Raw genomic sequence first — 17,427 nt, 5'->3', positions numbered from 1 at the left:
AGATTGCGACCATGACACCACGCGTACGGCCCACCCTCGTTCTCTCGCTTGTGCTCACCGCTGCGATGCCGCTCGTCGCCCGCTCGGCGGACGACCTTGGCGCAAGTCCGTCGATCAGCGTGCTGCCAGCGTCCGGTGTCGCTCATTCCGGGCAATCGTCGCGGCAATTCGGCAATGTCCAAAACAATCTCGGCTTCGATGGTTCGAAGCAGGCTCAGCGCGAATACGAATCGCGTTTGCGCGCGATCACTCCAACGATCGATTTCACCTGGACGTCGACGCCTGGCCCGCGCAACGGAGCGAAATCGCCCGTTACGGTAATCCCGCGCGCGACGGCGCCCGGGCCAGATGCCGCGCCGTACACGCCAGTCGACCGCATGGGCGGCGAGTGGGGCGCCGCGACGGCCAATATGCCGGTCCAACAGGCGCGCGACTACGAAGCGCGCGTTCAGTTTGAACTCGCCGAGCGTGACAAGCGGACGAAGGCTAGCCGCCATCCGGAAGTGCGCTTCACGGCCCCACCGGGCGACGCGCCCGCGCCGTCAGCCGCCGATGCCGCCAAATGAGCAGCGTTGGGTCTCGGGGGTGCCGCGGCGCCTGGCCCGTCCGCCAGGCGTCCACATCGCGCCACGCTCGGTATAAATCCCTACACCGTCGTCCTTGCGGTTTGGCACTGCTCGAACAAGAATATATGGATAGAATGTAATCGATTACATCGCCAGGAGACCTATTTCGTGTCCAGACCGTCGCCGCACGACCCGAGCGAGCCCGACGACGGCTCGGCTGCGGGCTTGCCCTCGAGGCCGTCCGCCGGGCCGGCGTCCGTGCAGAAGCCCAGGCCGAAGGCCATGTCAACGCCTGCGGCAAGCCGCGCGCGCGCCTCGTTCAGTGTGCCGAAGGACATCTCGATCGACGACGTCGCCGAGCAGGCGGGGGTGTCGGTCGCAACCGTGTCGCGCGTGCTGAACGGCCATTCGAACGTGCGCGCCGAGACGCGCGAGCGCGTGCTCGCGGCAATCGAGCAGAGCGGCTATCGCGTCAACGAACTCGCGCGCAACCTGCGCACCGCCGAAAGCCGCTTATTGTTGACGATGGTGCCTAACTTCGGCAATCCGTTTTACGCGGAAATCGTGCGCGGCATCGATAGCGTCGCGCGCCAGCATGGCTATTTCATGTTGCTGTGCGATACGGGCGCGGACCCGGGCCGCGAGCGCAGCTACTTCGACATGCTGCGGCGGCGCCGCGCGGACGGCGCGATCTGCCTCGACCCGGCGGCCGCGCAGCAGGCGCTATCCGAAGAGATGACCACGCTGCCGTGGGTCGCGTGCTGCGAGTTCGACGCGGACGTCGGTGTGCCGTATGTCGGCATCGACAACTACCGCGCGGCCGGCGACGCGGTGCTGCATCTGCTGTCGCGCGGCCACACGCGCATCGCGCTGATCAACTCGGGCGACGGCTACCTGTATGCGCAGCAGCGCGAGCGCGGCTATATGGACGCGATGCATAACGCGGGCCTCGTTCCCGATCCGCGCTGGCGCATTCATCTGGATAGCCTCGACTACGAAGCGGGTGCCTCCGCCGCCGCGATCCTGATGGCGCAGCCCGATCCGCCGACCGCGATCTTCACGGTGTCGGACACGCTCGCGATCGGGGTCATCAACGGCTTGCGCAAGGTCGGCAAGCGTGTGCCCGACGACGTCGCGGTAGTCGGCTTCGACGATATCTCGCTGGCTGCGCAAACCGATCCCCCGCTGACCACGATTTCGCAGCCGATGCGCGAGCTCGGCGAAACGGCCGCGCGGCTGCTGTTACAGCGTCTCGCGAATCGCAATGCGATTGTGCCGGGCGTGCTGCTGCCGCATCGGCTCGTCGTGCGCGGCAGCGCATGATGCGCGCGTGAGGAGTGCCATCGAGATGAGTCTCGCCGTCCGCTTCGACGATGTCCGCAAAGACTTCGGCCCCGTGCGCGTGCTGCACGGCGTGAGCTTCGAGCTAGCCCCGGGGCGCATCTACGGGCTGCTCGGCGAGAACGGCGCGGGCAAGTCGACGCTGATGAAAATACTCGCCGGCTACGAGCGCGCGACCTCGGGCGCGGTGCTCGTCGACGGCGCGCCGCGGCAGTTCGACGGCTCGCGCGCGGCGGAGGCGGCGGGCATCGTGCTGATACACCAGGAGTTCAATCTCGCCGAGCATCTGACGATCGCGCAAAACATGTATCTCGGCCACGAGAGGCGTCGCGGCCTGCTGCTCGACGACGCCGCGATGCGCGCCGACGCAAAGCGCTATCTCGCGCAGGTCGGGCTCGCGAAGCATCCGGATACGAAGGTCCGCGATCTGATCGTCGCGGAAAAGCAGATGGTCGAGATCGCGAAAGCGCTGTCGCGGCGCGCGCGTCTTCTGATCATGGACGAGCCGACCGCAACGCTCACGCCGTCCGAAACCGAGCGTCTGTTCGCGCTGATGGCGAAGCTGAAAGCGGACGGCGTGACGATCGTCTATATCTCGCACAAGCTCGACGAAGTCGAGCGCATCACCGATGAAGTGATCGTGATGCGCGACGGCCGCTTCGTCGCGCGCAGCGAAACGGCTGCGCTCGCGCGGCAGCAGATGGCGAACCTGATGGTCGGCCGCGAGCTGTCCGATATGTTCCCGGACAAGACGCCCGTCGCGGCGCAGGCGCGCGTCGCACTGCGCGTCGAAGGGCTGAGCGTGCCCGATTGGGTGGGCGATCTCAGTTTCGAGGTGCGCGCGGGCGAAGTATTCGGTTTTGCGGGGCTGGTCGGTGCGGGCCGGACCGAAGCGTTCGAGGCGATCATCGGCTTGCGCAAGCGCAGCGCGGGCCGCATCGAGATCGCCGGCCGCCGCGCGGAGCTCAAGAGCCCGCGCGAGGCGATGCGGCACGGCCTTACGTATCTGAGCGAAGACCGCAAGGGCAAAGGCCTGCATGTGGACCTGAGCCTGCAGGACAACCTGACGCTGATGACGCTCGAGCGCTACACGCATCCGCTGCTCGACGTCAAAGCGGGCCGCGCCGCGCTGACCGAAGCGGTGCGCGAATTCGGCATCCGCACGGGCGACCTCAATAGCCGCGCACGCATGCTGTCGGGCGGCAATCAGCAGAAGCTCGCGCTCGCCAAGTTTCTGCAGCCGAACCCCGACGTGATCGTGCTCGACGAGCCGACACGCGGTGTCGATATCGGCGCGAAACGCGATATCTATTTCCTGATTCACCGGCTCGCATCGGAAGGGCGCGCGGTGATCGTGATCTCGTCCGAACTGATCGAGCTGATCGGCCTGTGCCATCGTGTCGCGGTAATGCGCGCGGGCCATTTGCAAGCGACGCTCGGCCTCGACCATCTGACCGAAGAGGAGTTGATCGCTCATGCGACCGGCACCCACTGACACTTCCGCGCCGACGCCGCGCGCCCTGCGCGTCGCGCACGTGCTGTACGGCTTCGGTCCGCTCGCGGGTCTGATCGCGCTGTGCATCGCGGGAACGCTGTTGAACCGCGATTTCGCGACCGTCGACAACATGATGAACGTGCTGACGCGCACATCGTTTATCGGCATCATCGCGGTCGGCATGACCTTCGTGATCATCTCGGGCGGCATCGATCTGTCGGTCGGTTCGATGGCCGCGCTGATCGCGGGCGTCATGATCTGGCTCATGAACGGACTGGCCGGCAGCGCGTCGGCGCATACGCTGCCTCCGCTTGCAATCGTGGCGATCGGCATTGTCTGCGCGCTCGTGCTCGGCGCGCTGTTCGGCTGCGCGCATGGCCTCCTGATCACGAAAGGGCGTATCGAGCCGTTTATCGTCACGCTCGGCACGTTAGGGATTTTTCGCGCGGTGCTCACCTGGCTCGCCGATGGCGGCGCGCTGACGCTCGATAACAATCTGTCCGACCTGTACGGGCCTGTGTACTACGCGAGTCTGCTCGGCGTGCCGGTGCCGATCTGGGTGTTTCTGGTCGTCGCGGCGGGCGGCGCGCTGATCCTCAACCGCACCGCGTTCGGCCGCCATGTGCAGGCGATCGGTTCGAACGAACAGGTCGCGCGCTATGCGGCGATTCGCGTCGATACGGTGAAGATCGTCACGTACATGCTGCTTGGCGTGTGCGTCGGCGTGGCGACGGTGCTGTATGTGCCGCGGCTCGGTTCGGCGACGCCGACCACCGGCCTGCTATGGGAACTCGAAGCGATCGCCGCGGTGGTGGTCGGCGGCACCGCGCTCAAGGGCGGCGAGGGCCGCGTGATCGGCACGGTGATCGGCGCGATCCTGCTGTCGGTCATCGCGAACATCCTGAATCTGACCAGCATCATCAGCGTGTATCTGAACGCGGCGGTGCAGGGCGTCGTGATTATCGTCGTCGCGTTCCTGCAGCGCGGGCGGCGTTAAGCGGTTTGTGGAGGGGAAGCGGCATCACGCAAGGGAGCCGGCCGGGTAGGCCGGGTGGGCGTGGCGAGTTGAGTCACTGCGGTTCGTTTCAGTCGTTTCAGTCGTTTCGGTCGTTCGACAATGAAATCCGGGCGCAACCACGAGCGCGCCCGCACAAAGGAGACAAACATCATGAAACACGTCATACGAGCGGTCGGTGCCGGCATGCTGGCGCTTACGATGCTGGGGATCACGACGGGCGCCGCGCGCGCCGCCGACCCGGTTACGCTGGGTGTGTCGATTCCGACGGCGGACCACGGGTTTACGGGCGGCATCGTCTGGTGGGCCAACAAGGCGAAAACGGACCTCGAGAAAGAGCACCCCGGGCTGAAGATCATCGTGAAGACCGCGGCGAGTGCGCCTGAACAGGCGAACCAGTTGCAGGATCTCGTCACGGTGAACAAGATCAACGCGCTCGTGATTTTCCCGCAGGAGTCTGCGTCGTTGACGCAACCGGTTGCGCAGGTGAAGAAGAAAGGCGTGTACGTGACGGTGGTCGACCGCGGACTGACCGACACGAGCGCGCAGGACGCGTACGTCGCCGGCGACAACACCGCGTTCGGCAAGATTCCGGCCGAGTATCTGGCCAAGGCGCTCGACGGCAAGGGCGATATCGTCGCGCTGCGCGGCATTCCGACGACGCTCGACAACGAGCGCTGGACCGCGTTCACATCGGTGATCAAACAGTATCCGAACATCAAGATTCTCGATGCGAAGTACGCGAACTGGAATCGCGACGACGCGTTCAAGGTGATGCAGGACTACCTGACGCGCTTCAAGCATATCGACGCGGTGTGGGCGTCCGACGACGACATGGCCGTCGGCGTGCTCAAGGCGATCGATCAGGCCAAACGCACCGACATCAAGATCGTGTTCGGCGGCGCGGGCTCGAAAGGCATGGTGAAGAACGTGATGGATGGCGCGCCGATGATCAAGGCCGACGTGTCGTACTCGCCGAAGTTTATCTACGACGCGATCAAGCTGACGGCCGAAGCGCGTTTGAAAGGCGACAAGCTGCCGGCGACGACGATCATTCCGTCGGTGCTGATCACGAAAGAAAACGCGCAGCAGTTCTACTTCCCGGACTCGCCGTTCTGAACGACGCGAGCGCGCGGCGCGGCATACGACATGCTGCGCCGCATGTGTTCGACTATTGACGGAGGCGCATGTGAAGACCATCAAAGGACCGGCGATCTACCTCGCGCAGTTCCTGGGCGATGACCCGCCGTTCGACAATTTCGCGCATCTCGCCCAATGGGCGGCGGGACTCGGTTTCAAAGGCATTCAGGTGCCGGTCGCAGCGCAACTGATCGATCTCGAACAGGCGGCCGCGAGTCAGACCTGGTGCGACGATTGGCTTGGCGTCGCCGCCGACGCCGGTGTGACCGTGACGGAGCTCGCCACCCATCTGCAAGGCCAGCTCGTCGCCGTGCACCCCGCTTACGACGTGCTGTTCGACGGCTTCGCCGCGCCGCATGTGCGCGGTAATCCGCAGGCGCGTACCGAATGGGCGATCGCACAACTGAAGCTTGCGGCGAAAGCGTCGCAACGCCTCGGCCTGAACACGCATGTGACGTTTTCCGGCGCGCTCGCATGGCCGTATATCTATCCGTGGCCGCAGCGTCCGGCGGGCCTGATCGAAACGGCCTTCGACGAACTCGCGCGCCGCTGGAAGCCGATTCTCGATGCGTTCGACGAAGCGGGCGTCGACGTCTGCTACGAACTGCATCCGGGCGAGGACCTGCACGACGGCGTCACGTTCGAGCGCTTTCTCGCGACGCTGAATGATCATCCGCGCGCGAATATCCTGTTCGATCCGAGCCACTACGTGCTGCAGCAGCTCGACTACCTCGAGTTCATCGATATCTATCACGAACGGATCAAGGCGTTCCATGTGAAGGACGCCGAGTTTCGTCCGACCGGGCGCCAGGGCGTGTATGGCGGCTACAGCGACTGGGTCGAGCGGGCGGGGCGCTTCCGCTCGCTTGGCGACGGGCAGGTCGATTTCGGCGCGATCTTCTCGAAGATGGCGCAGTACGATTACCCGGGCTGGGCCGTGCTCGAATGGGAGTGCGCGTTGAAGCATCCGCACGACGGCGCGCGCGAAGGCGCGGAGTTTATCCGGCGGCACATCATCCGCGTGGCCGAGCGCTCGTTCGACGACTTCGCGGGAAGCGGCGTCGACCGTGCGCAGTTGCAGCGCGTGCTGGGTATCGAGTGATCGGGTTGCACTCGCAACGAAAACCTGAGGAGCAGGACGCGATGGCAAGAAGACTGAGACTGGGCATGGTCGGCGGCGGGCAGGGCGCATTTATCGGCGCCGTGCACCGGATCGCCGCGCGTCTCGACGACCGCTTCGAAGTGGTCGCGGGCGCGCTTTCGTCGGACCCGAAGCGCGCGCAGGCGAGCGCCGACGAGGCCAATATCGCGCGCAGCTATGCGGACTGGCGCGATATGGCGCGTGCGGAAAGCGCGCGCGACGACGGCATCGACGCGGTCGCGATCGTCACGCCGAACCATCTGCATGCGCCGGTGGCGACGGCGTTTCTCGAAGCCGGTATCCATGTGATTTGCGACAAGCCGCTGGCGGTATCGCTTGCCGAAGGCGAGGCACTGGCGCGGCTCGCGCATGACAGGCAGCGGCTCTTTGCGCTCACGCATACGTATTCGGGCTACCCGATGGTGCGGCACGCGCGCGAGATGATCGAAGCGGGCGAGCTCGGCGAGATTCGCGTCGTGCAGGTCGAATATGCGCAGGACTGGCTCGCCGAGCCGCTCGAACAGAGCGGCACGAACAAGCAGGCCGCGTGGCGCACCGATCCGAAGCTGTCGGGGCCGGCCGGGTGCCTCGGCGATATCGGCACGCACGCGTATCACCTTGCGGGGTTTATCAGCGGCATGCTGCCGCAGGCGCTGGCGGCGGAGGTGCACACGTTCGTGCCGGGGCGCCGCCTCGACGATCACGTGCAGGCGATGTTGCGTTATGCGAACGGCGCGCGCGGGATGCTATGGGCGAGCCAGGTCGCGAGCGGCGAGGAAAACGGGCTGCGGCTGCGCGTGTACGGCACGAAGGCGAGCCTTGCGTTCGAACAGGAACAGCCGAACGAGCTTTGGTTCACGCCGCTGGGCGGCGCGAGGCAGCGAATCACGCGCGGGCGCGTGAAAGGCGACGCGGCCGCGAACGCGACGCGCGTGCCGGCGGGGCATCCGGAAGGGTATCTCGAAGCGTTCGCGCAGTTGTATAAGGACGCCGCCCAGCAGATCGAAGCGCTCGATGCCGGTCAGCCGCTGCCGCCGGAAAGCCGCCTTCTGACGACGGTCGACGACGGTGTCGAAGGGTTGCGGTTTATCGATGCGGTGCTCGCCAGCAGCGCGGCCGGCGGCCAGTGGCGCGAGATCTGATCTGCCGCTCGCCGCTCGCCGCCTGCCGCCTGCGCAACACGCGCGTCAGCTTTTGCTCTTCCTGATCTGCTCTTCGAACGCGAGATCGAGCTTGCTGACCTTGCGCGGTTTTTTCGGACCGAATTCGTCGACAAATTTGACGAAGTCGTCGAGCGGCAAGGGCTCGGACATTTTCTGATCGGTGCCGCCCGACCGGTCGACAAGGTAGAACAGGCCGCCTTGCAGCGCGATGGCCGCATAGCGGGCGTTGCCGCTGCGGGTCTTCAGCCGCTCGACGGCGTGGATGGCTCGGGTAGTGCGCATGGTGTGGAGACGCTGAACGCGAAGAGGGCGACGAAAGACGTCTACTTTAACAACAGCGTCACTGACTCAGGTAGACAAACTGCCCGCCCTTGATCGTCCCCATCACGCTCGCGCGCTGATCGAGTCCGACGTGATCTTTCGCGCTCGTATTGACGACGCCGTTCGGCACCACGAGCTCATGCGCCTGTTCGAGCGCTTCGCGCAGCGCGACGCGAAACGCGGGTGTGCCGGGCTGCGCGGTTTTCAGCGCCCGCGCGACGGCATCCTGCAGCCGCGGATAGACGCCCGCCGCATCGCCGGCGAACTGCGTAACCGTGTTCGGCCCGTACTGCACTTCGTAGTCTTTGACGAACGCGAGCGCGGCCCGCTTCGCCGGATGGTCGGCGGGCAGCGTGCGCGCCACGACCACCGGCTGCGTCGGGAACAGCGTCCCTTCGACGTCCTTGCCGCCGAGCTTGATGAACGCCGGCGTCGCGATGCCATGCGTCTGATAAATGGCGCCCTTGTAGCCGCGCTCGACGAGCGTACGCTGCGGCAGCACGCTTGGCGTGCCGGCGCCCGCGATCAGCACCGCGTCGGGTTTTGCCGCGATCAGCTTCAGCACCTGGCCGGTCACGCTCGTATCGGTGCGATTGAAGCGCTCGGTGGCGACCACCTGGATGTGCCGCAACGCCGCGAACTTCGTGAACTCGCTGAGCCAGCTGTCGCCGTAGCTGTCCGCGAAGCCGATAAAGCCGACCGTCTTCACGTTGTGGTTCGCCATATAGCGCGTCATCACATCGGCCATCGCACTGTCGGTCTGCGCCATCTTGAACGCCCAGACGCGCTTGCCTTCCTGCGGTTCGACGACGGCCGCCGAGCCGATCAGCGCGATCATCGGCGTCTGGCTTTCCGCGACCGGGTCGAGTGCGGCGAGCGCGGCCGGCGTCACGTTCGGACCGACGATCACGTCGACGTGGTCTTCGTTGATGAGCTTGCGGATATTGCGAACCGCGGCGCCCGGGTCGGAGCCGTCGTCGAGAATGATGGTCTGCGCGGGCTGGCCGGCGATCGTCTTCGGCCACATCAGGATGGCGTTTTTACTCGTGATGCCGATCGCAGCCGCGGGGCCCGTCGTCGACAGGTCGATGCCGACCTTCAGGTCCGCGTGCGCGGCGGCGACGAGCATCCATGCGCCGAGCGCGGCGAGCCCGCGCAGGGTCTTCTTATATGACGTCATGCAAAACTCCGTGGCAAAAGGCGAAAGGGGCGGAAAGTGCGAACGGCAGAGCGCCTGCGCGACCGTCCGTCAAAGCTCGTAGGTTTCGCTTTCGCCCTTCAAGGCCTGCTCGATCAGCTTGCGGTTCATGCTCGGCGACAGCAGTTCGACCAATGTATAGACGTAACTGCGCAAGTACGCGCCTTGCTTGAGCCCGACGCGCGTGACGTTGCTGCCGAACAGGTGCCCGACCGGCATCGCGCGCAGGTGCCGGTCGCGCTCGGCGTTGAACGCGATATCGGCCATGATGCCGACGCCCAAACCGAGTTCGACGTAAGTCTTGATCACGTCCGCGTCGATCGCCTCGAGCACGATGTCCGGATGCAGGCCGCGCAGCCGGAACGCGTCGTTGATCTTCGTGCGGCCGGCAAACGCGTTTTCGTAGGTAATGAGCGGGTATTGCGACAGATCGTCGAGCGACAGCTGCTTGCGCTCGAGCAGCGGATGGTCGTCCTGCATCACCGCGACGTGGTGCCAGGTGAAGCACGGCAGCGTGACCAGTTCCTTATAGTTCGACAGCCCCTCGGTCGCGATCGCGACGTCCGCCTGGTCGTGAATCACCATCTCGGCGACCTGGCTTGGGCTGCCTTGCAGAATTGAAAGGTGAACTTTCGGGTAGCGCTTCTTGAATTCCGCGATCGCGGCAGGCAGCGAGTAGCGCGCCTGGGTGTGCGTCGCGGCGATCACGAGGTTGCCCTGATCCTGCGCGGCGTAGTCCTTGCCGATCCGTTTCAGGCTTTCGACTTCCTGCAAGATCCGCTCGATCGACGCCAGAATGATGCGCCCCGGCTCCGTCAGCGACCGCACCCGCTTGCCGTGCCGCGTGAAGATTTCGACACCCAGTTCGTCCTCGAGCTCGATGATCGCCTTCGAGACGCCCGGCTGACTCGTATACAGCGCCTTGGCCGCTTCGGTGAGGTTGAAGTTCTGGCGGACGGCTTCCCGGACGAAGCGGAACTGGTGCAGGTTCATATATAACCTCTCCGCATATCAACAGAATTTTTTAGTCGTTTGAGATATTAAGGGAGTTTATTACGATTTCTCCAACTTTTCCAATATGGTTATCTCTTTTCGTCATTAGCAAATCAGAAGCGGGTCTTATGTCATGCACCCGACTTGCTCAGCTAACAGGACGGACAGCGATGTCCATCGCGCGGCGTAACCGGAACGCCGCGTGGGTTGAGACAAACAAACTGGGGTCCCCGAATGTATCAATACGATCAGTACGACCAGACCATCGTTGACGAACGCGTCGCGCAGTACGCCGACCAGGTTCGCCGCCGGCTGTCGGGCGAATTGAGCGAAGAAGAGTTCCGCCCGTTGCGTCTGCAGAATGGCCTGTACATGCAGCGCCACGCGTATATGCACCGCATCGCGATTCCATACGGCAATCTGCGCAGCGACCAGATGCGCATGCTCGCGACGATCGCACGCGAACACGACCGCGGCTACGGCCACTTCTCGACACGCACGAACATCCAGTTCAACTGGGTCGAGCTCGAGGAAACGCCGGAAATTCTGCGCAAGCTCGCGTCGGTGCAGATGCACGGCATCCAGACGTCGGGCAACTGCATCCGCAACATCACTGCCGACCAGTTCGCGGGCATCGCGCCCGACGAGCAGATCGACCCGCGTCCGTGGGCTGAAATCCTGCGCCAGTGGTCGACGTTCCACCCTGAATTCGCGTGGCTGCCGCGCAAGTTCAAGATCGCCGTCTCCGGTTCGAAGGAAGATCGCGCGGCCGTGCAGATTCACGACCTGGGCGTCTATCTGTCGAAGAATGCCGACGGCGAAGTCGTCGCGAGCATTCTCGCGGGCGGCGGCCTGGGCCGTACGCCGATCATCGGCGCGATCATCCGCGAAAACCTGCCGTGGCAGCATCTGCTCACGTATTGCGAAGCCGTGCTGCGCGTGTACAACCGCTACGGCCGCCGCGACAACCTGTACAAGGCGCGCATCAAGATTCTCGTAAAGGCGCTGTCGCCGGAGAAGTTCGCGCAACAGGTCGAGGAAGAGTGGCAGCACCTGAAGGACGGCCCGTCGACGCTGACGCAAGCGGAACTCGAGCGCGTGTCGCAATACTTCGCGCCGCCGCAATACGACAAGCTGCCGGGTACGGACCCGAGCTTCGAGAAGCATCTGCTCGAAAGCCGCGCGTTTGCGCGCTGGGTCGAGCGCAGCGTGCGTCCGCATCGCGTGTCGGGCTATGCGGCCGTCACGCTCTCGCTGAAGCCGCACGGCGTGGCGCCCGGCGATGCCACCGACGCGCAGATGGACGCGGTCGCCGATCTCGCCGACCAGTATTCGCTCGGTGAAATCCGCGTGTCGCACGAACAGAACCTGATTCTCGCGAACGTAAAGAAGCGCGATCTGTACGCGCTGTGGGAACAGGCGAAGACGCTCGGTTTCGCGACGCCGAACATCGGCCTTCTGACCGACATCATCGCGTGCCCGGGCGGCGATTTCTGCTCGCTCGCGAATGCGAAGTCGATCCCGATTGCGAAGGCGATCCAGCAGCGCTTCGACGATATGGACTTCGTCTACGATCTCGGCGAACTGTCGCTGAACATTTCGGGCTGCATGAACTCGTGCGGCCACCATCACGTCGGCAATATCGGCGTGCTCGGCGTCGACAAGGACGGTTCCGAGTGGTACCAGGTGTCGCTAGGCGGCGAGCAGGGCACCGGTGCGACCGGCGCGCATCTGGGCCGCGTGATCGGCCCGTCGTTCTCGGCCGAGGAAATGCCGGACGTGGTCGCGAAAGTGATCGATACGTTCATCGAACAGCGCCTCGACGGCGAGCGCTTTATCGACACGTACAACCGCATCGGCATCGCGCCGTTCAAGGAACGCGTGTACGCATCGCGCCAACCCGCTCACGCGTAACCCGGCTCTCAGTGGGCAGGTCAGTTGCCTGCTCAGTTGCCAGATAAGGAATTTGCAGATGGCTTCGATTATCAAGAACCGCAAGGTTGTGAGCGATGACTGGACGGTGGTGCGCGCCGCTGAAGACGGCACGCTGCCCGCGGTGGACGCGTTGCCGGCCGGCAAGGTCATCGTGCCGCTCGCGTTGTGGCAAAGCGCGCGCGATGCATTGACGGCCGCGCGCGGCGCCGCCGGCATCGGCGTATGGCTCGCCGGTGACAGCGAACCGGCCGACATCGCCGGCGATTTCGACAGGATCGCGCTGATTGCAGTCGATTTCCCCGTGTTCCGCGACGGCCGCGGCTACAGCATCGCGCGTCTGCTGCGCGAGCGTTATGGCTACAGCGGCGAGATTCGCGCGATCGGCGACGTGCTACGCGACCAGTTGCGCTTTTACGAGCGCTGCGGGTTCGACGCGTATGCGGTGCGCGCCGACAAGGACATCAACGACGCGCTGAAGGCATTCACCGAGTTCACGGTGCAGTACCAGGGTGCGTTCGACGAACCGCGTCCGCTGTTCCGCCGCCGGCAAGCCGATAAGGCGGCCCAGGCCGCTGCCGCGCAAAAGGTTTCCGCATGAGCGAAGTGCAAAACGTCGCGCCGGAGCTGGCCGCGAAGATCGAGCGGCTCGATGCGCTGCTCGATTCGATCGCGGCGCGCCACGCGAACGTGAAGTTCGCGAGCAGCCTCGCCGCGGAAGACATGCTGCTCACGCATGCGATTCTTTCGCGCGGCGTGAAAATCGGCATATTCAGTTTGAATACAGGCAGGCTGCATGCCGAAACGCTCGGCATGTTCGACCGCGTGCGCGAGCGCTACGGCTATGACATCGAGCAGTACCACCCGCAGACGGCCGCGGTCGACGAATATGTCGCTGCGCATGGCCTGAATGCGTTCTACGAGAGCATCGACCTGCGCAAGCGCTGCTGTGAAATCCGCAAGGTCGAGCCGCTGAATCGCGCGCTCGCGGGCGTGAGCGCGTGGGTGACGGGCCAGCGCCGCGAGCAGTCGGTGACGCGCGCGGAACTGCACGAGGAAGAGCATGACGCCGCCCGCCAGATCGCCAAGTTCAATCCGCTTGCCGATTGGACGGAAGCCGACGTCTGGGCGTACCTCAAGGCGTTCGACGTGCCGGTCAACCCGCTGCACGCGCGCGGTTATCCGAGCATCGGCTGCGAGCCCTGTACGCGGGCCGTCCGGCCGGGCGAGGACAGCCGGGCCGGGCGCTGGTGGTGGGAATCGCGCGATACTAAGGAATGCGGGCTGCACATCACGACCATTCCGATCGCGGTGAGCCCCGCAAACGCATCCGCGTGACGCGCGCCGCATCGGCGCCCCAGGCGTAAGAGGCCACCCCGAACGCATCAGCAGCCTTTTCGATATCGCGAGCCGGCAACGCGGCTCGCCCGAATGAATCAAAGAAGGACCCGAACCATGAGCACGACGCTCGAATCCACTGTGACCGCACCGCTTACGAACACGGGTAACCGGATGGACCATCTCGACTGGCTCGAGGCCGAGTCGATCCATATCCTGCGCGAGCTCGTCGCAGAATGCAGCAAGCCCGCGCTGCTGTTTTCCGGCGGCAAGGACTCGGTGGTGGTGCTGCATCTCGCGCTGAAGGCATTCGGCCTCGGCCCGAACCGTCAGACGAAGCTGCCGTTCCCGCTCGTGCATATCGATACCGGCCACAACTACGAGGAAGTGATCGACTTTCGCGATCGCCGCGCGAAGGAAATCGGCGCGGAACTCGTGGTCGGCCATGTCGAAGATTCGATCCGGCGCGGTACGGTGCGTTTGCGTCGCGAGACCGATTCGCGCAACGCCGTGCAGGCGGTCACGCTGCTCGAAACGATCGAGCAGTACGGCTATACCGCGATGATCGGCGGCGCGCGCCGCGACGAAGAGAAGGCCCGTGCGAAAGAGCGGATCTTCTCGTTCCGCGACGAGTTCGGCCAATGGGATCCGAAGGCGCAGCGCCCCGAACTGTGGAGCCTGTATAACGCGCGTCTGCACGCGGGCGAGCACCTGCGCGTGTTCCCGATCTCGAACTGGACCGAGCTCGATGTGTGGCAATACATCGCGCGCGAGCAGCTCGAACTGCCGTCCATCTACTACGCGCATACCCGCGAAATCGTGCGCCGCAACGGCCTGCTCGTGCCGGTCACGCCGCTCACGCCGATGCGCGAGGGCGAGACGAGCGAACAGGCGCTCGTGCGTTTCCGTACGGTCGGCGACATCAGCTGCACGTGCCCTGTCGCAAGCGACGCGGACACGGTCGACAAGATCATCGCGGAAACGGCGGTGACCGAGATCACGGAACGCGGCGCCACGCGGATGGACGATCAGACGTCCGAAGCGGCAATGGAACAGCGCAAGAAACAAGGTTATTTCTGAGGCACACGAGGTAGACAGTCATGAGCATTCATCAACCGCAAGACCTCGGCGTGCTGCGTTTCATCACGGCGGGCAGTGTCGACGACGGCAAGAGCACGCTGATCGGCCGCCTGCTGTACGACAGCAAGGCGGTGCTGTCCGACCAGCTGTCGGCGCTGTCGCGCGCGAAGAACAAGCGCACGGTTGGCGACGAGATCGATCTTTCGCTGCTGACCGACGGCCTCGAAGCCGAACGCGAGCAGGGCATCACGATCGACGTCGCCTACCGCTATTTCGCCACCGCCAAGCGCAAGTTCATCATCGCCGATACGCCGGGGCACGAGCAGTACACGCGCAATATGGTGACCGGCGCATCGACCGCGCATGCGGCGATCATTCTGGTCGATGCGACGCGCGTCACGTTCGAGAACGGCGCGACGCAACTGCTGCCGCAAACCAAGCGCCATAGCGCGATCGTCAAGCTGCTCGGCTTGCAGCACGTGATCGTCGCGATCAACAAGATGGACCTCGTCGAGTTCAGCGAAACGCGCTTCAACGAGATTCGCGACGCGTATGTCGAACTGGCGCGCCAGCTCGGGTTGGCGAATGTGCGCTTCGTGCCGGTATCGGCGCTGAAGGGCGACAACATCGTAAGCGCGAGCGAGCGCATGCCGTGGTATGCGGGCGAACCGCTGCTCGACCTGCTCGAAGCCTTGCCGGTCGAAACCGCCGATCACGCGGCGCTGCGTTTTCCGGTGCAGTGGGTGGCGCGCCAGGACGGCAGCCAGGCCGACGACTTCCGCGGCTATATGGGCCGCGTCGAGTCGGGCGAAGTGAAGGTCGGCGATGCGATCGTCGTGCTGCCGGCCAATCGTGAGGCGACGGTTGCGGAGATCATCGCGCCGGTGCCCGGCGGCACGGCGCAAGTCGACCGCGCGTTCGCGGGCCAGACCGTGACGATTCGCCTCGAGCAGGATGTCGACGTCTCGCGCGGCGATACGTTCGTGCTCGCGGGCGACCAGCCGCAGCCGGCGAAGAAGCTCGAGGCAGACCTGTGCTGGTTCGACGACGCGCCGCTGTCGACGCAGCGCAAGTATCTGCTCAAGCAGACCACCAACACGGTATTTGCGCGCATCGGCGCGATCAGTCAGGTGCTCGACGTGCATACGCTGTCGCATGCGACCGACCGGCAGAACCTGACGATGAACGACATCGGCCGCGTGTCGCTGACGTTGCAAAAGCCGCTGGTCGCCGACGGGTATGATACGAATCCGGCCACGGGCGCATTCGTGCTGATCGATGAGGCGACGCATCATACGGTCGCCGCGGGCATGATTCGTGCGTTTTCTGCTTGAGGGCTCGCGCCTTCAAACGTGAAATAGCGCGAGCGGTGCATCGGCAGTGCATGATCGGTGGTGCATGTGTAGCGAGCGGATTTCACGGCGCATTTCAGGCCGCATTTCAGGGCAAATGGGACGAACGGAGCGGGAGCAAATGGGTAAGGTGTATCTGATCGGTGCAGGGCCTGGCGCGGCGGACCTGATTACGGTGCGCGGCGCACGGCTGCTGGGCATCGCCGATGTCGTGCTGCACGATGCGCTGATCGAGCCGGAAATGCTCGAGCATGCGCCGCGTGCGCGCAAGATCGCGGTCGGCAAGCGCTGCGGCAAGCGCTCGACCGCGCAGCACTTTATCAACAAGCAGATTGTCGATGCGGCGCGCGAGCATGACGTCGTGGTGCGGCTAAAGGGCGGCGATCCGATGCTGTTCGGCCGCGCCGACGAGGAAATGCGCGCGCTCGAAGCGGCCGGCATCGAATACGAGGTGGTGCCGGGCATCACCGCGGCGCTCGCGAGCGCGGCCGCGCTGCAGCGTTCGCTGACGCTGCGCGGCGTATCGCGTAGCGTGGCGCTGGCGACGCACAGCCGCGCGGCCGACACCGAAGCAATTCGCGAGCAGGTGAATGCGGATTCGCTCGTGTTCTACATGGGCCGCGACAGCGCGCCTGAAATCGCGCAACAGCTGATCGACGCGGGACGCGCGCCGGCAACGCCGGTGGCGATCGTCGAAGCCTGCAGCACGCCGCGCGAGCGGACGCTGACGTTGACGCTCGAAGGCCTCGCGGCCGGCGACGCGCAGCAATGGCTCGATGCGGCGCAGCCGAGCCTGCTGATGATCGGCGATGCGTTTGCCGAGCGGCAGCGCGCGGCGGCCACGGTCGATGAGGCAACCGCTGAGGCGGATGCAGACGGCGAGCAGAACGGAGTTCGCAGAGTGGCGTAAGTCGTGTTCGCTTCGGGCCGGCCGGGGCGTCAGTGTGTCGGCGGTGAACCCCACATGCAGAAAGGCGCGAGCAATTCGCGCCTTTTTTTATTGCCTTCTTCACGCGCATGCTTTGCGCGCGGCGCGGTCAGTCCTTGAACAGATGCGTCGAATGCGTGACGGCGGCGCCCGCGCGCATCGCCGCGGCAACCATTGCCGCTTCCGCCAACTGCTCGTCGGTTGCACCGGCCTTGCGCGCCGCGGTCGTATGCAGTTCGATGCAATAAGGGCACTGTGTCGTGAGCGCGACGGCCACTGCGATAATCTGCTTCGTCTGCTCGCTTAACGCGCCCGGCGCGAACGCGGCCTTGTCGAATGCCCAGAACGTTTTCATCACGTCCGGTGCTTTTTCGTCCAGCTTCTTGAGTCGGGTAAGATTCTTCATGTCGAACATCACAGTCTC

The 17,427-nt window shown here is 64.7% G+C and carries 17 protein-coding genes; 13 read left to right on the top strand and 4 right to left on the bottom strand.

Going from position 1 to position 17,427, the window contains the following annotated elements:
* Nucleotides 1-11 precede the first annotated feature (11 nt).
* From ACYPXD_RS07705 to ACYPXD_RS07675, 7 genes are all read left to right on the top strand, one after another.
* Nucleotides 12-566, top strand: coding sequence for a hypothetical protein (locus ACYPXD_RS07705; RefSeq protein ID WP_459709332.1), 555 nt, complete (start codon nucleotides 12-14; stop codon nucleotides 564-566).
* Between the two features lie 282 nt (nucleotides 567-848).
* The gene (locus ACYPXD_RS07700) at nucleotides 849-1,889 is read left to right on the top strand and encodes a LacI family DNA-binding transcriptional regulator (RefSeq protein WP_459709558.1); all 1,041 of its coding nucleotides are present in this window, start codon (nucleotides 849-851) and stop codon (nucleotides 1,887-1,889) included.
* Nucleotides 1,890-1,914: 25 nt separating this feature from the next.
* On the top strand, nucleotides 1,915-3,402 hold the full coding sequence (locus tag ACYPXD_RS07695) for a sugar ABC transporter ATP-binding protein (protein WP_459709330.1): 1,488 nt from the start codon (nucleotides 1,915-1,917) through the stop codon (nucleotides 3,400-3,402).
* Nucleotides 3,383-4,399: an ABC transporter permease gene (locus tag ACYPXD_RS07690; RefSeq protein WP_459709328.1), complete on the top strand. Its 1,017-nt coding sequence runs from the start codon at nucleotides 3,383-3,385 to the stop codon at nucleotides 4,397-4,399. Before ACYPXD_RS07695 ends, ACYPXD_RS07690 begins: the two co-directional genes overlap by 20 nt.
* 171 nt (nucleotides 4,400-4,570) lie before the next feature.
* Nucleotides 4,571-5,536, top strand: a complete 966-nt coding sequence (locus tag ACYPXD_RS07685) for a substrate-binding domain-containing protein (RefSeq protein WP_459709326.1) — start codon at nucleotides 4,571-4,573, stop codon at nucleotides 5,534-5,536.
* Nucleotides 5,537-5,606: 70 nt separating this feature from the next.
* Nucleotides 5,607-6,659, top strand: a complete 1,053-nt coding sequence (locus ACYPXD_RS07680) for a sugar phosphate isomerase/epimerase family protein (RefSeq protein ID WP_459709323.1) — start codon at nucleotides 5,607-5,609, stop codon at nucleotides 6,657-6,659.
* 41 nt (nucleotides 6,660-6,700) lie between these two features.
* Nucleotides 6,701-7,840 (top strand): Gfo/Idh/MocA family protein, encoded by a 1,140-nt coding sequence (locus ACYPXD_RS07675; protein ID WP_459709321.1) that lies wholly within the window; start codon nucleotides 6,701-6,703, stop codon nucleotides 7,838-7,840.
* A gap of 45 nt (nucleotides 7,841-7,885) precedes the next feature.
* On the opposite strand, the gene ACYPXD_RS07670 is transcribed toward ACYPXD_RS07675, so the two are convergent.
* The 3 genes from ACYPXD_RS07670 to ACYPXD_RS07660 form a co-directional block, all read right to left on the bottom strand.
* Complete coding sequence (locus tag ACYPXD_RS07670; RefSeq protein WP_459709318.1) at nucleotides 7,886-8,143, bottom strand: hypothetical protein; 258 nt, start codon at nucleotides 8,141-8,143, stop codon at nucleotides 7,886-7,888.
* A gap of 58 nt (nucleotides 8,144-8,201) precedes the next feature.
* The gene (locus ACYPXD_RS07665) at nucleotides 8,202-9,362 is read right to left on the bottom strand and encodes an ABC transporter substrate-binding protein (protein ID WP_459709316.1); all 1,161 of its coding nucleotides are present in this window, start codon (nucleotides 9,360-9,362) and stop codon (nucleotides 8,202-8,204) included.
* 69 nt (nucleotides 9,363-9,431) lie between these two features.
* Nucleotides 9,432-10,373 carry a CysB family HTH-type transcriptional regulator gene (locus ACYPXD_RS07660; RefSeq protein ID WP_459709314.1) on the bottom strand — a complete coding sequence of 314 codons (942 nt, stop codon included), beginning with the start codon at nucleotides 10,371-10,373 and terminating at the stop codon, nucleotides 9,432-9,434.
* Between the two features lie 234 nt (nucleotides 10,374-10,607).
* Between ACYPXD_RS07660 and ACYPXD_RS07655 the strand changes: the two genes are divergently transcribed.
* The 6 genes from ACYPXD_RS07655 (at nucleotide 10,608) to cobA (ending at nucleotide 16,985) form a co-directional block, all read left to right on the top strand.
* Entirely contained in the window at nucleotides 10,608-12,287 is a 1,680-nt protein-coding gene (locus ACYPXD_RS07655; RefSeq protein WP_459709311.1) for a nitrite/sulfite reductase, read from the top strand.
* A 58-nt stretch (nucleotides 12,288-12,345) separates the two neighbouring features.
* The gene (locus tag ACYPXD_RS07650; protein ID WP_459709307.1) at nucleotides 12,346-12,906 is read left to right on the top strand and encodes a DUF934 domain-containing protein; all 561 of its coding nucleotides are present in this window, start codon (nucleotides 12,346-12,348) and stop codon (nucleotides 12,904-12,906) included.
* Entirely contained in the window at nucleotides 12,903-13,643 is a 741-nt protein-coding gene (locus ACYPXD_RS07645; protein ID WP_459709305.1) for a phosphoadenylyl-sulfate reductase, read from the top strand. Before ACYPXD_RS07650 ends, ACYPXD_RS07645 begins: the two co-directional genes overlap by 4 nt.
* Before the next feature lie 117 nt (nucleotides 13,644-13,760).
* Entirely contained in the window at nucleotides 13,761-14,723 is a 963-nt protein-coding gene (gene cysD / locus ACYPXD_RS07640; protein WP_459709303.1) for a sulfate adenylyltransferase subunit CysD, read from the top strand.
* Between the two features lie 20 nt (nucleotides 14,724-14,743).
* On the top strand, nucleotides 14,744-16,057 hold the full coding sequence (locus ACYPXD_RS07635; protein WP_459709300.1) for a sulfate adenylyltransferase subunit 1: 1,314 nt from the start codon (nucleotides 14,744-14,746) through the stop codon (nucleotides 16,055-16,057).
* 139 nt (nucleotides 16,058-16,196) lie between these two features.
* Entirely contained in the window at nucleotides 16,197-16,985 is a 789-nt protein-coding gene (cobA, locus tag ACYPXD_RS07630; protein WP_459709296.1) for a uroporphyrinogen-III C-methyltransferase, read from the top strand.
* Between the two features lie 127 nt (nucleotides 16,986-17,112).
* Here the strand turns inward: cobA and ACYPXD_RS07625 are convergent, their stop codons facing one another.
* Nucleotides 17,113-17,418, bottom strand: coding sequence for a carboxymuconolactone decarboxylase family protein (locus tag ACYPXD_RS07625; protein WP_459709294.1), 306 nt, complete (start codon nucleotides 17,416-17,418; stop codon nucleotides 17,113-17,115).
* Nucleotides 17,419-17,427: the final 9 nt, after the last annotated feature.

It is taken from the genome of Paraburkholderia sp. 2C (assembly GCF_054589215.1).
The sequence above is the reverse complement of the archived record's forward strand: the minus strand, read 5'-3'. Positions and strand labels throughout refer to the sequence as shown.

Bases quoted from the DNA above. Each gene is read 5' to 3' on its own strand.
- ACYPXD_RS07705 (WP_459709332.1), top strand. From the start codon at position 12: ATGACACCACGCGTACGGCCCACCCTCGTTCTCTCGCTTGTGCTCACC.
- ACYPXD_RS07700 (WP_459709558.1), top strand. From the start codon at position 849: ATGTCAACGCCTGCGGCAAGCCGCGCGCGCGCCTCGTTCAGTGTGCCG.
- ACYPXD_RS07695 (WP_459709330.1), top strand. From the start codon at position 1,915: ATGAGTCTCGCCGTCCGCTTCGACGATGTCCGCAAAGACTTCGGCCCC.
- ACYPXD_RS07690 (WP_459709328.1), top strand. From the start codon at position 3,383: ATGCGACCGGCACCCACTGACACTTCCGCGCCGACGCCGCGCGCCCTG.
- ACYPXD_RS07685 (WP_459709326.1), top strand. From the start codon at position 4,571: ATGAAACACGTCATACGAGCGGTCGGTGCCGGCATGCTGGCGCTTACG.
- ACYPXD_RS07675 (WP_459709321.1), top strand. From the start codon at position 6,701: ATGGCAAGAAGACTGAGACTGGGCATGGTCGGCGGCGGGCAGGGCGCA.
- ACYPXD_RS07670 (WP_459709318.1), bottom strand. From the start codon at position 8,143: ATGCGCACTACCCGAGCCATCCACGCCGTCGAGCGGCTGAAGACCCGC.
- ACYPXD_RS07665 (WP_459709316.1), bottom strand. From the start codon at position 9,362: ATGACGTCATATAAGAAGACCCTGCGCGGGCTCGCCGCGCTCGGCGCA.
- ACYPXD_RS07660 (WP_459709314.1), bottom strand. From the start codon at position 10,373: ATGAACCTGCACCAGTTCCGCTTCGTCCGGGAAGCCGTCCGCCAGAAC.
- ACYPXD_RS07655 (WP_459709311.1), top strand. From the start codon at position 10,608: ATGTATCAATACGATCAGTACGACCAGACCATCGTTGACGAACGCGTC.
- ACYPXD_RS07650 (WP_459709307.1), top strand. From the start codon at position 12,346: ATGGCTTCGATTATCAAGAACCGCAAGGTTGTGAGCGATGACTGGACG.
- ACYPXD_RS07645 (WP_459709305.1), top strand. From the start codon at position 12,903: ATGAGCGAAGTGCAAAACGTCGCGCCGGAGCTGGCCGCGAAGATCGAG.
- cysD (WP_459709303.1), top strand. From the start codon at position 13,761: ATGAGCACGACGCTCGAATCCACTGTGACCGCACCGCTTACGAACACG.
- ACYPXD_RS07635 (WP_459709300.1), top strand. From the start codon at position 14,744: ATGAGCATTCATCAACCGCAAGACCTCGGCGTGCTGCGTTTCATCACG.
- cobA (WP_459709296.1), top strand. From the start codon at position 16,197: ATGGGTAAGGTGTATCTGATCGGTGCAGGGCCTGGCGCGGCGGACCTG.
- ACYPXD_RS07625 (WP_459709294.1), bottom strand. From the start codon at position 17,418: ATGTTCGACATGAAGAATCTTACCCGACTCAAGAAGCTGGACGAAAAA.